Genomic DNA, 14,013 nt, shown 5'->3' with positions numbered 1-14,013 from the left:
CCTCAGCCTCCCCCCAAGCTTACTCGCCCGCCAGACCCAGGCGCAGCAACTGCCCTTTCGGCGCATCCGTCAGCACGTAGATATAGCCGTCCGGCCCCTGCCGCACATCACGTATCCGTGCCTTCAGCGATTCCAGCAAACGCTCCTCATGCACGATTTGATCGCCGTCGAGCTGCAGGCGAATCAGCGCCTGGCTGGCCAGCGCACCGATGAACAGGTTCTGCTGCCAGGCGGGGAAACGCTCGGCATCGTAGAACGCCATGCCGCTGATCGCAGGCGATTTTTCCCAGACATGATGCGGCGGCTCGGTACCTTCGACCGTTTTGCCCTTGGCTTCGGGGATCGGCAGCATCGAGTAATTGATGCCGTGGGTCGCCAGCGGCCAGCCGTAGTTCTTGCCGGCTTCGGGAATGTTGATTTCATCCCCGCCGCGCGGGCCGTGCTCGTGAGTCCAGAGGCGGCCGCTCCAGGGGTTGAGCGCCGCCCCCTGCTGGTTGCGGTGCCCGTAGGACCAGATTTCCTTACGCGCGCCATCGCGGGAAACGAAAGGGTTGTCCTCGGGGATGCGCCCGTCCGGGAAGATACGCACCAGCTTGCCCTGCAACTTGTCCAGCTCCTGCGCGGTGGGGCGGTCGTTGTTGTCACCCAGGGCGATGAACAGATGGCCGTCACGGTCGAACACCAGGCGCGAGCCGAAGTGCGTGCCGCTCGACAGCTTGGGCTGTTGGCGGAATATCACCTCGAAATTTTCCAGGGCAGAAGCATCGGCCGACAGCTTGCCGCGCCCGACCGCCGTTCCCGCGGCGCCGTCGCCCTTCTCGGCGTAGGACAGGTAGACCAGTCGGTCCTCTGCGAAATCAGGCGACAGCACCACGTCGAGCAAACCGCCCTGGCCGACGGCAAAGACGTCCGGCACGCCGCGCAGCGGCTCGGATACCTTTCCCTCGGCACTTATCCAGCGCAAGGCGCCTGGCCGCTCGCTGACCAGATAGCCCTGACCGTCCGGCAGAAAGGCCACAGCCCATGGATTGGCCAGGCCTTCGGCGATGGTATGGACGTTCAGCGGACCCAGTTCCGAAGATAGCTGCCGGTCTTCGGCGAAGCTGTACTGGGAGCCGATCAGGGCGATCAGGCCGAGGGCTGCGAGGGGTTTCAGGCGCGGCATCGAGACGTCTCCAGTCGTCAGACAAGCCGGCATAGTGCAACAGCCTTTCTGCCGTGGCAGCCCTGCAAAAGTTTCCTCAGATTTCAGTCAGCCAGATAGCGCCGTTCGATGCGCTGGTAGTCGCCGGATTCGCGCAACATGCGCAACCCCTCATCGAAACGCAGACGGTGCTGCTGCCGCCGAAAGCCGACGCGGTATGGCGTAGGTGGGAAGATTTCGAACCAGTCGAGCGATTGGCTCACGTCGACCTGGTCGTTCACCTCACGATTGAGGTAGCGAATGATGCGCTTGTCACCCACCACCACATCGGTGCGGCCGCTGTAGAGCAGGCGATTGCGGTTGATCTGCAGCGCCTCCTCGCGATAGCGCGGGTTGTTCATGGCCATACGCTCGAACTCTGGCCCGAGCAGCAGGCGGGCCCGCTGAAAGGCGCTGACTGCATAGTTGCTCAGATCGGCGATACGCTCGATGTGATAATCCCGACTGGCCAGCGACACTGCAACGTTGTGGTAGTGGATATAGACATCGGAATAGAACGCCACAACCCCGCTGCGCTCGTGGGTAGTGGTAATGGCATCGATTTCGCCGCGCCGCAGCATCAGGTGCAGGCGCTCCATCGGTGCGTAATAGGCGGTCAGTTCGAAGCCGGCGTTGTGCGCGGCGCGCTCCACCAACTCGTACTCCAGGCCACGCGGTTCACCTTCGAACACGTAAGGCGGCTTGTGCGTGCCGAAACCGACATGCAGCACCTCCGCGGCAGCCGTCGCGCTCAGGCAAGCCAACATCAAGCCCAGCCACCATCTGACCATCATCTACCCCGCTATCGGACTGCCAGAGCATAGACGGCTGGCGGCCTTAATAACCAGAGTGGATGCCGGTCGATTCATTCCGCTTTGCCTTTTCGTGGCTAGACTGGCTGCACGCATTTTGCGCCCGATTTCAGGAGATCAGACCATGCTCAAAGCCGAATACCAGCAACGCGGCCCGGTGCCGCAGGACGTCATCAGCGCCGTGCCGCTGCAGTTACCGGAGCCCGCTGCGGGTCAGGTGCGGGTCAAGGTGCTGGCTGCGCCGATCAATCCGTCCGACGTGCTGACCCTGACCGGCGCATACGGCATGCTGCCGCCGCTACCTGCGGTCGGCGGCAATGAGGGCATCGGCAAGGTCGAGGCGCTCGGGGAGGGCGTCGGCAACTTCAAGGTCGGCCAGACCGTGCTGCTGCCGGTGGGCTGCGGTACCTGGGTCACGGCCATGAACGCGCCGGCAGACAAGCTCATCCCGCTGCCGGATGCCGACCCGCTGCAGTTGGCCATGCTCACCGTCAACCCGCCGACCGCTTCGCTGCTGCTCAGCGAGTTCGTCGACCTCAAGCCGGGCGACTGGGTGATCCAGAACGCCGCCAACTCCGGCGTCGGCAGCTACCTGATTCAGCTGGCCAAGCTGCGCGGCTTCAAGACCATCAACGTGGTGCGCCGCGAATCGGCGATCGCCGCCGTCGAGGCCGAAGGCGGCGATCTGGTACTGGTGGACGGCCCGGACCTGGCCAAGCGCGTGCGTGCTGCCACAGGCGGCGCGGAAGTGCGTCTGGGCATCGATGCCGTAGGTGGAGAAAGCACCGATCACATCGCTGCGGCCCTGGCCAACGGCGGCGTGCTGGTCAACTACGGCATGATGAGCGGCCAGGCCTGCCAGGTTTCGCCGGCCTCGTTCGTGTTCCGCGACGTGACCCTGCGCGGCTTCTGGCTGGCCAAGTGGTTCCAGCAGGCCAGCCCGGCGCAGCAGATGAAGGTGTTCGGCGAGCTGGTCCAGCTGATTGCCAGTGGCAAACTGAAGACACGGGTTGCGGCCACCTACGATCTGGAACACATCAAGGACGCGGTAGCGGCAGCGGCCAGCGGCGAACGCGACGGCAAGATTCTGCTGGTGCCTTGAAGAATCCGACACGGCGCGCCCTTTCCCCCGAAAGGGCACGCCGTCCAAGTGCCGCTCCAGTCCCCGGCTCCGGCCATGCGCATTGGCCATGCACCGTAGCTGACCATGCACTTGGCTATCATCCAGACCACAAGCTGCCAGGTTGCTGCCCGATATTCGCTGCGCTAAGGCAAAGTGCCATTTTCTTGTGCTAAAAACTTATTGGCACTGATCATTTCTTGACCTGATTCCTATGGGTTCACAAGTAGTACGAGCGTGCCTGTGCTTCACTGAACGGACATGTGCAGCGCCCTGAGCCAGGGGAAATGACTATGGAAGGACTCTGGATCCGCTTTCTTGTCGATCTGCCCGAACAAGGGCAGCTTCTCCTCGACTGCCAACATGATCCCTGGCTGGTGGCTCTGTCATACGTCATCGCCAGCGTTGGCAGCCTCAGCACCCTGACCATCGCCAGGCATCTCGATCACGTGCAAAGACGCAGCATGCGCCTGGTCTGGGGGCTTCTCGGCGGGCTGTGCCTGGCGGGCGCGATCTGGTCCATGCACTTCATCGGTATGTTGGCCTTCCAGGCGCCGGTCGCCATTCGCTACGACCTCGCCATCACCATCCTGTCGCTCCTGGTGGCGTTGGCCGCCGCTCTTCTCGCCCTCTACTACATGGCCATGCCGCGTCCCGGGTTGAGCCGCCAGTTGCTGGCGGCCGTGATCATCGGCCTGGGCATCAGCGCCATGCACTACAGCGGCATGGCGGCGATTCGCTCAGAGGCCCAGGCCTACTACCACGGCGGCCTGTTCACCCTTTCCATCGTCATCGCCATCAGTGCCAGCTTCGCCGCGCTGCTGCTCAACCGCTACGTCCGCCACGGCTCGCAGAAGCGCCAGCGCTGGATGATGGTTTCTGCGGCGCTGGTGATGGGCGTGGCGATCGCCTCCATGCACTACACCGGCATGGCCGCGCTCAATCTGGTGGTGCAGGAAGGCACGCTGCTGCAACTGCGCAGCGCCGACAACAGTGTGCAACTGGTACTGATCGTCGCCTCCATCACCCTGCTGATCCTCAGCCTTAGCCTGGCGGCGGCCTGGATCGATAGAAAGCTCGATGACAAGGAGCGCGACCTGCAACGGGTCAACACCCTGCTGGTGCAGCTCGATCAGGCCAAGGCCTCGCTGGAACAGGTGGCGCATTTCGACCCACTCACCGAACTGCTCAATCGCCGCGGCTTCAACCGGGTATTCGCCGCCACGCTGGAAGAACACGCGGTGACCGGGCGCACCCTGGCGGTGATGTTTCTCGATGTCGACCACTTCAAGCGCATCAATGACAGCCTTGGCCACGATGCCGGCGACGAACTGCTGCGTGTGGTGGCGCAGCGCATTCGTGCTGCATTGCGTGAGCGCGACATCATCGCGCGCTTCGGTGGCGACGAGTTCTGCGTGGTCGCCAGCCTGGACAGTAACGCCGACCCACGCGCCCTGGCCGCGCGCGTGCTGGAGCAGATGAAGGAGCCGATCAGCCTTGCCGGGCGCAGGATCGTGATGACCACCAGCGTCGGCATCAGCCTGTTCCCACAGGACGGCAGCAGCGCCGACGAGCTGCTCAAGCACGCCGATCTGGCGCTTTATCAATCCAAGGGCAGCGGGCGCAATGTGGTGCATTTCTTCAACCCGCACCTGAAGCAGAAAGCCTCATTCGAGCTGCAACTCGAGGAAGATCTGCGTCAGGCGCTGCTGCAGGACAATGGCCTGCTCCTCTACTACCAGCCGATCATCGATCTGCGCAGCGGTGCATTGAGCAAGCTCGAAGCCCTGGTGCGCTGGAATCATCCACAGCACGGTCTGCTCACCCCGGAACGCTTCATCGCCATCGCCGAGGCCAACGGCTTTATCGATCAGCTCGACAACTGGGTGCTGCGTCGGGCCTGTCTCGACCTCCACAGCCTTGAACAGATGGGCTATCCGGGTTTGAAGATCGCGGTCAACTGCTCGGCGCTCAATCTGGCCAATGACCAGTTGCCGGGCCGTATCGAGCAGTTGCTGAACGCGACCCGTTGCCCCGCCCATTGCCTGGAGCTGGAAGTGACCGAAAGCGCGCTGCTGAGCAACATCAACCGCGCCATCGGCCTGCTGGAAAACATTCGCGCGCTGGGCGTGAGTCTGTCCATCGACGACTTCGGCACCGGCTACTCCTCCCTCGCCTATCTGCGTCGATTGCCGCTGGATACGCTGAAGGTGGACCGCTCCTTCATTCAGGACGTAGCCAACTCCAATCAGGACCGCGAGATCGTCCACGCCATCATTGCCATGGCCCATGCCCTGCATCTGAAGGTCGTCGCCGAAGGTGTGGAAACCACCGCCCAGCTGGCATTCCTGCAGGAGCGCGGCTGCGATCAGGTGCAGGGTTATCTGTTCAGCAAACCGGTACCGCTGGAAGAAATCCTGGCCCGCTTCCCTCCACATTACCGGCCGCTGGAACGGGTGGCGGCAAGGTCTTGAGCTGTCTTTGAGCATAAGCTCGCCGCTAAAGCGCCTCCTACAACAATCGCGCCGCCCTGTGGGAGGGGCTTTAGCCGCGACCAGCGGCGTAGCCCGGATGCAATCCGGGGAAAGCTCGCGCACCTTGTCGTTGCTTGGCCGTTGCCTGAGTCTGATATCTCATCGCGGCTAAAGCCGCTCCTACGAAATCGGTGGGTATCTGTAGGAGCGGCTTCAGCCGCGATCAAACACTCACACTCCGGCCTTGAACCCCGGCAACCAACCCAGGCTCGCCTGCGTACCCGCCTCACCCGGCTTGTATTCGGCCCCAAGCCAGCCGCGGTATCCGGTCTCATACAGGGTTTCGAGCATCGGCGCAAAATCCAGCTCACCGCTGCCCGGCGCGCCGCGCCCCGGCACATCGGCGAACTGCACATGACCAATGTGCCCGGCCAGCAGGCGCATGCCGGCGGCCACGTCCAGCTCCTGGCGCGCCATGTGATAGAGGTCGTATTGCGCCGCCAGATTCGGGTGATCGACCGCACGTAGCAGCTCAACGAGATGCTCCGGCGTGTTGATCACAAAGTCCGGCATGTCGATGGGGTTGATCGCCTCGACCAGCACACGAATGCCCAGTGTGGAGAACGCCTCGGCGCTCTTGCGCAGGTTAGCGACCAGACACGCCAATGCCTGCTCGCGGCTCACGCATTCGGCCAGGCGCCCCGGCAGCACGTTGATGCAGGTCGGGCGCACCATGGCGGCGTAGGTCAGCGCCTCCTGCAGCGCAGCGTCGAACTCGGCCTGGCACGCCGGCACGCTGGCCAGACCGGGGCCGCCCGTCATCAGGTCGCCCGCCGGCACGTTGATCAGCACCAGTGGCATGCCGCTGAGCTCCAGCACTTCCTTCAGGGCGATGGCCGGCAGCTCGTAGGGAAACTGGATCTCCACGCCATCGAACCCCGCACGCATCGCCGCCAGCACACGCTCGCGCAGCGGCAGTTCGGTGAACAGCATGGACAGGTTGACAGCGATCTTCATGGGCACTGCTCGCGCAGCAGTTCCACCAGCGTGGCCGGGTCGCGCTCCAGGTTTCCCTGGCTGCCGTGCAGACGCATCAGCTGTGCGGCCAGGCCGCTCATGGGCGTGGCGCTGCCCTGCTCGCGGGATAGTTTGACCGCGGTGTCGAGATCCTTGAGCAGCGTGCGCACGTGCCATTTGATCGGATCGAACTGGCTGGCGGCCATCTGCGGGGCGAGGATCTGCAGCGGCTTGGAATCGGCGAAGCCACCGGCCAAAGCCGGCGCAATCAGGCTGGCGTCGACGCCGGAGCGCTCGGCCAGGGCCACCACCTCGGCGATCACCAGCGCGTTGCAGGCGACGATCATCTGGTTGCACACCTTGGTCACCTGCCCGGCGCCCACCTCGCCCATGCGCGTCAGACGCTGGCCCAGATGCGCCAGCACCGGGCGCACGCGCTCCACGTCCTCTTCGCGGCCGCCAGCCATGATCGCCAGCGTGCCGGCATCGGCGCCGGGCGTGCCGCCGGACACCGGGGCATCCACCCAGCGCATGCCGGTACGCGCCTCCAGTTCTGCCGCCATCTCACGGGTAGCCGCCGGTTCCAGGCTGGAGAAATCCACCAGCAACTGCCCCGGCCGCGCGCCCTCGACGATGCCGCCCGGGCCGAACACCACCTCGCGCACCACCTCGGTATTGGCCAGGCAGAGCATCACCACGCTGGCATCACGGCACAGTTCGGCAGGGGTCTCCACGCGATGCGCCCCCAGCTCCAGCAGCGGCGCGCATTTGTGCGGCGTGCGGTTCCAGAGCGTCAGTGGATAGCCTGCGGCGAGCAGGCGGCGGGTCATCGGCAGGCCCATCAGGCCGATCCCGGCGAAGGCCAGGGCGGGCAGCGTTGCGGTCATCGAGAGCTCCAGGCAGTTTCCTATTCAACGCGCATATTAACCCCGGAGTCAGCGCATGCGTGCTGCAAGCGCGGCGTCGCGCCACTATACTGCGCGCGCCTTCCCCGCTATTGAACCGGAGAATCCGACATGTTCAAGAACACCCTGGCGCTCGCCGCCGGTATCGCCCTGTCCGTATCCGCTGTATTCACGCAAGCCGCCGACGTCCTCAAGGTCTCGGCCATCCCCGACGAAGCCCCCACCGAACTGCTGCGCAAGTTCAAGCCGCTGGGTGCCTACCTGGAAAAGGAACTGGGCATGAAGGTCGAGTTCGTGCCGGTGGCCGACTACGCCGCCGTGGTCGAGGCGCTGGCGGCCGACCGTATCGACATGGCCTGGCTGGGCGGCTTCACCTTCGTCCAGGCGCACCTGAAGACCGGCAACGCCGTGCCTCTGGTACAGCGTGAACAGGACGCCGAGTTCACCAGCAAGTTCATCACCTCCGACCCGGCCGTCAAATCGCTGCAGGACCTCAAGGGCAAGACCTTCGCCTTCGGCTCGGTGTCTTCCACCTCCGGCAGCCTGATGCCGCGCTACTTCATGCTGCAGGACGGCATCAAGCCGGAAGACTTCTTCAGCCGCGTGGCCTATTCCGGCGCCCACGACGCCACCGCAGCCTGGGTACAGGCCGGCAAGGCCGACGCCGGCGTGCTCAACGCCTCGGTCTGGCAGAAGCTGGTCGATGGCGGCAAGGTCGATACCGACAAGGTCAAGGTCTTCGCCACCACCCCGACCTACTACGACTACAACTGGACCGTGCGCGGCAACCTCGACGCCGACCTGCAGGCGAAGATCAAGAGCGCCTTCCTCGCCCTCGACCCGGCCAAGCCCGAGCACAAGGCGATTCTCGACCTGCAGGCCGCCAGCCGCTTCATCGAGACCAAGCCTGAAAACTACGAAGGCATCGAAGAAGCCGCTCGCGCCGCCGGCCTGCTCAAGTGAGCATCGCCCTGCGTGGCGTGGGCCTGGCCCACGCCAACGGCAAGGTTGCGCTGAAAAACATCGATCTCGAGGTCAGCCCCGGCGAACGGGTGGCCATCATCGGGCCCTCAGGTGCCGGCAAGACCACTCTGCTGCGCCTGCTGGCCACCAGCCTGCAACCCACGCACGGTGAGATCGACCTGCTGCAACACAACCCCTGGCGCCTGGCTACCCGCCAGCGCCAGCGTCTGCGCGCACGCATCGGCCTGATCCACCAGGCGCCGCCGCTGCCACCGCGTCAACGCGTGGTCACCGCCGTGCTGGCCGGCAAGCTTGGCCAGTGGTCATTGGCCAAGGGCCTGATCAACCTGCTGCATCCGCTGGATGCCGGCGGTGCCCAGGCCGCCCTGGCACGTCTGGATATCGCCGACAAGCTCTACCAGCGTTGCGACCAGCTCTCCGGTGGCCAGTTGCAGCGCGTCGGCATCGCCCGCGTGCTGTACCAGTCGCCGGAACTGATCCTCGCCGACGAACCGGTCTCGGCCATGGACCCGGTGCTGGCCGGCCACACCCTGGCCGTGCTCAACCGCGAGGCCGCCGAGCGCGGCATGACCCTGCTGGCCAGCCTGCATGCCGTCGACCTGGCGCTGGCGCACTTCCCGCGGGTGATCGGTATTCGCGACGGGCGCATCGCCTTCGACCTGCCGGCCGGTGAGGTGCAGCCTGCCCAGCTGGAAGCGCTCTACATGAACGAGCAGTTGCAGGCCACGCCCAGCTCGCCCGTACAGCCGCAACCGACGCATATCCCGCGATGCTGAACACCGCCTCACGCGACCCCGCCGCCCTTCCACGCCTGCTGATCACCGCGCTGGCGCTGTTGTTATTGTGGCCGGGTCTGAGCCTGAGCGAGCTGGACCTGGCCGTGCTGGTCGATGGCGACAACACCCGCGCCATGGGCAACTTCCTCGCCGGTTTCTGGCCGCCGGCGCATGACGCCGAGTTCCTCGCCTTGCTCGGCCGCGCCACCCTGGAAACCCTGGCCATCGCCACCGCCGGCATGAGCCTGGCGCTGCTGATCGCCATTCCCGCCGCACTGCTGGCAAGCCGTGCGCTGTCGCTGTCGGCCGTGCACCGCGGTGGCCGCCCGGCCTGGTGGGCGAACCTGGCGCGCTGGCCGGTACGCGGGCTGCTGATCTTCCTGCGCAGCGTGCCGGAGATCGTCTGGGCGCTGCTGTTCGTCCGCGCCGTCGGCCTCGGCCCCACCGCCGGGGTACTGGCCATCGCCATCACCTACGCCGGCATGCTCGGTAAGGTGTATGCGGAAATCTTCGAATCGGTCGACGCCCGCCCCACCCGCGCGCTACTGGGCGCCGGTAGCAGCCGGCTGACCGCTTTCGCCTACGGCGTGCTGCCCAATGCCGCCGGGGAAATGCTCTCCTATACCGTGTACCGCTGGGAATGCGCCATCCGCGCCTCGGTGGTGATGGGCTTCGTCGGTGCCGGCGGGCTGGGCCAACAGATCGACCTGTCACTGCGCATGTTCGCCGGCGGCGAAGTGGCGAACATGCTGCTCACCTTCCTGCTGCTGGTACTGCTGGCCGACCAGTTCAGCCGCCTGCTGCGCGCGAGGCTGACATGAGAGCCGGCAATCTGATCCTGTTCGCCGCCCTCCTCGGCGCGGTGATCGCCTCGTTCCTCTACCTGGGCATCGACCTCGGCGCGTTGGTGGCCGGCGACAGCCTGGCGCAGATGCGCCAGTACGCCGGCGGCTTCCTGCAGCCGGACGTCTCCGCCGCGCACCTGCAGGCCATCGGCCGCGGCGCGCTGGAAACCCTGGCCATGTCCGCCATCGGCACATTGCTCGCCGCCCTGCTCGGCCTGGCCCTGGCGCTACCGGCCGCCGGGCGCTTCGGCGCTATCGCCCTGCACGCCACACGCCTGCTGCTCAATGCCCTGCGCGCCATTCCCGAACTGGTCTGGGCGGCGCTGATGGTGCTGGCTGCTGGCCTGGGCCCCAACGCCGGCACCCTGGCCCTGGCCCTGCACACCGCAGGCGTGCTCGGTCGCCTGTTCGCCGAAGCGCTGGAGAACACGCCACGCGAGCCGGCCGACGCCATCCGCGAAAGCGGCGGCGGACGCATGCTTGCCTTCTGCTACGGCACCCTGCCCGGCGTCTGGCCGCAACTGGTTGCCTACACCCTGTACCGTTGGGAAAACAACATCCGCATGGCCAGCGTGCTCGGCTTCGTCGGCGCCGGCGGCCTCGGGCAGATGCTCTACATGTCGCTCAGCCTGTTCCAGGAAGCCCAGGCCGCCACCGTGATCCTGGCCATGCTCCTGCTGGTGCTGGCGGTGGATGCCTTGAGTGGCTGGGCCAGGCAGCGCTGGGTGAGCGCCTGAGCAACCCGCGAGGTGACGGCTGCCAGCAGCGACTGAGCCCGAGACATGATGAATTTGCGCATTGACATATCGGTAAATACCGATATTATCGCGCCATGGAACTGATCGAAATCTTCAAAGCCCTCTCGAACCGTACGCGCCTTGAAATTCTCAAGGGGCTGAAGGATCCCGCGAAGAACTTCCCTCCGCAGGATGAAGGAGACGTTCACGAGGTGGGGGTCTGCGTCAGTAGCATTCAGGAAGGCGTCGGCCTCTCGCAATCGACGGTGTCCGACTACCTTGCCACTCTGCACCGAGCAGGTCTGGTCAAAGTCAGGCGTATCGGTCAATGGACGTACTACAAGCGCAATGAAGAAACCATCAGTGCTCTGGCCGAGTTGATAGGAAAAGAGCTGTAATCGCTTTACCTATTAATATCGAAAAATCCCGATATTTCTTTTCGATCAACAGGCTTGCGACGAGTCGGAGCATAGGGAAAGAGCTGCAAATTTTTCCATTAACGTATATCGAAAAATACCGATATCCCTTTTTAGCGAAACGAGGAACATGACATGAAAGCGCAGATACTCAACTCATTTGGCGGCCCGGAATCGTTCGAGCTTCGCGAAGCACCCAAGCCGGTGCCGCAGGCACGGCAGGTGCTGGTCCGCGTTCACGCCACCTCCATCAACCCGCTGGATTACCAGGTACGTCGCGGCGACTATGTCGACTACGTCCCCCTTCCGGCCATTACCGGGCATGACGTATCCGGTGTGGTCGAAGCGGTCGGTCCGGGTGTGACGAGCTTCGTGCCAGGCGACGAAGTCTGGTACACCCCGCAGATCTTCGACGGCCCCGGCAGCTACGCCGAGTACCACGTCGCGGACGAAAGCATCATCGGCAAGAAACCTGACTCACTGAGCCACCTCGAAGCGGCCACCCTGACCCTGGTGGGCGGCACGGCCTGGGAGGCACTGGTGGTACGCGCCGAGCTCAAGGTGGGCGAGAGCATCCTGATACACGGCGGTGCCGGAGGCGTCGGTCATGTGGCGATCCAACTGGCAAAAGCCATGGGTGCCCGGGTGTTCACCACCGTGCGCGAAGCGAACTTCGAGTTCGCCCGCAGCCTGGGTGCCGACGTCGTCATCGACTACGAGCAGGAGGACTACGTCGACGCCATCCTGCGGGAAACCGCCGGCCAGGGCGTCAACGTGATATTCGACACCATAGGCGGCGACACCTTGTCACGCAGCCCCGACGCCCTCGCACAACTGGGCCGCGTGGTTTCGATCGTGGACATCGCCAAACCGCAAAACCTTATTCAGGCCTGGGGCAAGAACGCGAGTTACCACTTTGTCTTCACCCGACAGAACCGCGGCAAGCTCGATGAGCTGAGCGCACTGGTCGAACGCGGCCAACTGCGGCCACACGTCGGCGCCGTCTACTCCCTTGCCGACATCTCGCGTGCCCATGCGCTGCTGGAGAGCCCCAACAACGGCCTGCGGGGGAAGATCGCGATTGCCGTCGAGCCACAGGCTCAGCTCGTCAGTGCCAGTGTCTGACCATCAAACTCAGCCCGAGGAATTACACATGATCTATGAAATCGCCCTGCTGCCCGTTCACCGGGAGCGGATTGAGCAGTTCAGACAGGCATTCGCCGAGGTCGCGCCCTTGCTGCGCCGCGCCAAGGGCTACCACGGCCACATGTTGGCGCAAGGTATCGAAACACCAGAGCGGTTCAACCTGATAGTGCGCTGGCAAACCCTTGAGGATCACACGCCGGGCTTCGAGGCGAGTGAAGACCATAGGCAGTTCATGATGGCTCTGGAAAACTACTTTTCGGAAGAACCGCAGGTCTACCACATCGAGGCAGCGGCGTTCACTGCCTGTGAGCAGGCTGAACAGCATGGCATCTTCGACAGCGCGGAGCCACTGCCTCAGGACGTAGCGCCATAACCTTGCGCGATTGTGATGGGGCCTGCGCGTCGCCTGCTACGGAACCTGCGTTTGTCGCGACAGGTCATCGGGCAGGCGGCGGCAACCACTACACCGGTCTAGACTTCCGGGTCCATCCCCCTCACCGAGGAGATTGAGGATGACCAGCAAGAACACCATCTGCCTTTGGTACGACCGCGACGCGCTGGAGGCTGCGACCTTCTACGCCGAAACCTTCCCCGACAGTGCCGTGCTGGCCGTGCATCACGCCCCTGGCGACTACCCCTCCGGCCAGCAGGGCGATGTGCTGACGGTCGAGTTCAAGGTGATGGGCATCCCCTGCCTGGGCCTCAACGGCGGTCCGGCGTTCCAGCACAGCGAGGCGTTCTCGTTTCAGGTCGCCACCGACGATCAGGCCGAGACGGACCGCCTCTGGCACGCGATCATCGACAACGGCGGCCAGGCCAGTGAATGCGGCTGGTGCAGGGACAAGTGGGGCATCTCATGGCAGATCACGCCGCGTATTCTCAGCGCTGCCATCGCCAGCCCGGACCGTGCAGCGGCCAAGCGCGCCTTCGAGGCAATGATGACCATGGGCAAGATCGACATCGCCAGGATCGAGGCTGCGCTGAAGGGCTGATCGACCGTTCAGGCGCGGGCGTTCTTCTTCTGCAGGATCGCCGAGGCCTCGTTGAAGGCGCTCTGGAAAGCTTCGCTGCTGATCCAGGCCACTGCCGCGTCTTCATCGTCCTCGTGGAAGATGGCGCGATAGACGATTAGCAGGCTCATCATGAAGTCGGTCGCGGCGTCCTCGGATTCCTCGGAAACCACCAGTTCCAGCACCGGATATTGCAAGAACACCAGGCACAGGGCGAGCAGACTGATGCCCTCCGCGGTCTTCATCGTCTGGAACAGATCATCGAAATGCGCCGGGTCGAAGCCGTTTTCTTCGATGTCCTTGAAGTCGAAGGTACTGAGGTCGATCTCGACATCATCGAACGGCTCGTCGATCAGCGGGTTGGCCAGGATCGGATGGACGAGGTTGGCCTGCGGTCTGGGCTTGCCCATGCGGTTCTGCCTGGCCTTGGCCTTGGCCCGCTGGGCGCGCTTCTTCTGTTTGTCTGCGGAGGCCATGGGGCGAGTCCTCATTGGGGGTGGCCATGTGCATGGCTGGAAATGATGAGGCGCACATTGTATGCAGTCACGCAGGAACTGTCGGCAAGAGTCTGTAAATGCAAGGCCCGAG

Annotated in this window: 15 protein-coding genes; 10 read left to right on the top strand and 5 right to left on the bottom strand. The window is 64.3% G+C overall.

Annotation, left to right across the window (positions count from 1 at the left end):
• Positions 1-19: 19 nt before the first annotated feature.
• Together GYB81_RS15755 and GYB81_RS15750 are read right to left on the bottom strand one after the other, a co-directional pair.
• Positions 20-1,165: a PQQ-dependent sugar dehydrogenase gene (locus GYB81_RS15755; RefSeq protein ID WP_161865088.1), complete on the bottom strand. Its 1,146-nt coding sequence runs from the start codon at positions 1,163-1,165 to the stop codon at positions 20-22.
• An 83-nt stretch (positions 1,166-1,248) separates the two neighbouring features.
• Positions 1,249-1,950, bottom strand: a complete 702-nt coding sequence (locus GYB81_RS15750; RefSeq protein ID WP_161865089.1) for a substrate-binding periplasmic protein — start codon at positions 1,948-1,950, stop codon at positions 1,249-1,251.
• Positions 1,951-2,119: 169 nt separating this feature from the next.
• Here GYB81_RS15750 and GYB81_RS15745 point away from each other — a divergent pair, with 169 nt between their 5' ends.
• Both GYB81_RS15745 and GYB81_RS15740 read left to right on the top strand, forming a co-directional pair.
• A complete protein-coding gene (locus tag GYB81_RS15745) occupies positions 2,120-3,097 on the top strand; it encodes a zinc-dependent alcohol dehydrogenase family protein (RefSeq protein WP_161865090.1) in 978 nt (325 codons plus the stop codon).
• A 311-nt stretch (positions 3,098-3,408) separates the two neighbouring features.
• A complete protein-coding gene (locus GYB81_RS15740) occupies positions 3,409-5,589 on the top strand; it encodes a putative bifunctional diguanylate cyclase/phosphodiesterase (RefSeq protein WP_161865091.1) in 2,181 nt (726 codons plus the stop codon).
• A 231-nt stretch (positions 5,590-5,820) separates the two neighbouring features.
• Here GYB81_RS15740 and GYB81_RS15735 read toward each other — a convergent pair whose 3' ends face one another.
• Positions 5,821-6,606, bottom strand: a complete 786-nt coding sequence (locus tag GYB81_RS15735; RefSeq protein ID WP_161865092.1) for a hydroxypyruvate isomerase family protein — start codon at positions 6,604-6,606, stop codon at positions 5,821-5,823.
• Positions 6,603-7,493, bottom strand: a complete 891-nt coding sequence (locus tag GYB81_RS15730) for an NAD(P)-dependent oxidoreductase (protein ID WP_161865093.1) — start codon at positions 7,491-7,493, stop codon at positions 6,603-6,605. Before GYB81_RS15730 ends, GYB81_RS15735 begins: the two co-directional genes overlap by 4 nt.
• Before the next feature lie 129 nt (positions 7,494-7,622).
• Here GYB81_RS15730 and GYB81_RS15725 point away from each other — a divergent pair, with 129 nt between their 5' ends.
• The 8 genes from GYB81_RS15725 to GYB81_RS15690 all read left to right on the top strand — a co-directional run bounded on the left by GYB81_RS15725 (position 7,623) and on the right by GYB81_RS15690 (position 13,407).
• Positions 7,623-8,474, top strand: coding sequence for a putative selenate ABC transporter substrate-binding protein (locus GYB81_RS15725; protein WP_161897892.1), 852 nt, complete (start codon positions 7,623-7,625; stop codon positions 8,472-8,474).
• Positions 8,471-9,271 (top strand): phosphonate ABC transporter ATP-binding protein, encoded by an 801-nt coding sequence (locus GYB81_RS15720; RefSeq protein WP_161897891.1) that lies wholly within the window; start codon positions 8,471-8,473, stop codon positions 9,269-9,271. The genes GYB81_RS15725 and GYB81_RS15720 overlap by 4 nt, the downstream gene beginning before the upstream one ends.
• Positions 9,265-10,092: a PhnE/PtxC family ABC transporter permease gene (locus tag GYB81_RS15715; protein ID WP_161897890.1), complete on the top strand. Its 828-nt coding sequence runs from the start codon at positions 9,265-9,267 to the stop codon at positions 10,090-10,092. The genes GYB81_RS15720 and GYB81_RS15715 overlap by 7 nt, the downstream gene beginning before the upstream one ends.
• Positions 10,089-10,853, top strand: coding sequence for a phosphonate ABC transporter, permease protein PhnE (phnE, locus tag GYB81_RS15710; RefSeq protein WP_161897889.1), 765 nt, complete (start codon positions 10,089-10,091; stop codon positions 10,851-10,853). Before GYB81_RS15715 ends, phnE begins: the two co-directional genes overlap by 4 nt.
• A 95-nt stretch (positions 10,854-10,948) precedes the next feature.
• Complete coding sequence (locus tag GYB81_RS15705) at positions 10,949-11,251, top strand: ArsR/SmtB family transcription factor (protein WP_013716588.1); 303 nt, start codon at positions 10,949-10,951, stop codon at positions 11,249-11,251.
• A gap of 153 nt (positions 11,252-11,404) precedes the next feature.
• Positions 11,405-12,394 (top strand): zinc-dependent alcohol dehydrogenase family protein, encoded by a 990-nt coding sequence (locus GYB81_RS15700; RefSeq protein WP_161865098.1) that lies wholly within the window; start codon positions 11,405-11,407, stop codon positions 12,392-12,394.
• A gap of 28 nt (positions 12,395-12,422) precedes the next feature.
• Positions 12,423-12,788, top strand: a complete 366-nt coding sequence (locus GYB81_RS15695; protein ID WP_161865099.1) for an antibiotic biosynthesis monooxygenase family protein — start codon at positions 12,423-12,425, stop codon at positions 12,786-12,788.
• A 139-nt stretch (positions 12,789-12,927) separates the two neighbouring features.
• Positions 12,928-13,407 (top strand): VOC family protein, encoded by a 480-nt coding sequence (locus GYB81_RS15690; RefSeq protein ID WP_161865100.1) that lies wholly within the window; start codon positions 12,928-12,930, stop codon positions 13,405-13,407.
• Between the two features lie 8 nt (positions 13,408-13,415).
• On the opposite strand, the gene GYB81_RS15685 is transcribed toward GYB81_RS15690, so the two are convergent.
• On the bottom strand, positions 13,416-13,901 hold the full coding sequence (locus GYB81_RS15685; RefSeq protein ID WP_161865101.1) for a hypothetical protein: 486 nt from the start codon (positions 13,899-13,901) through the stop codon (positions 13,416-13,418).
• Between the last annotated feature and the right edge of the window lie 112 nt (positions 13,902-14,013).

The organism is Pseudomonas yangonensis (assembly GCF_009932725.1).
Lineage (GTDB): Bacteria > Pseudomonadota > Gammaproteobacteria > Pseudomonadales > Pseudomonadaceae > Aquipseudomonas > Aquipseudomonas yangonensis.
The sequence above is the reverse complement of the archived record's forward strand: the minus strand, read 5'-3'. Positions and strand labels throughout refer to the sequence as shown.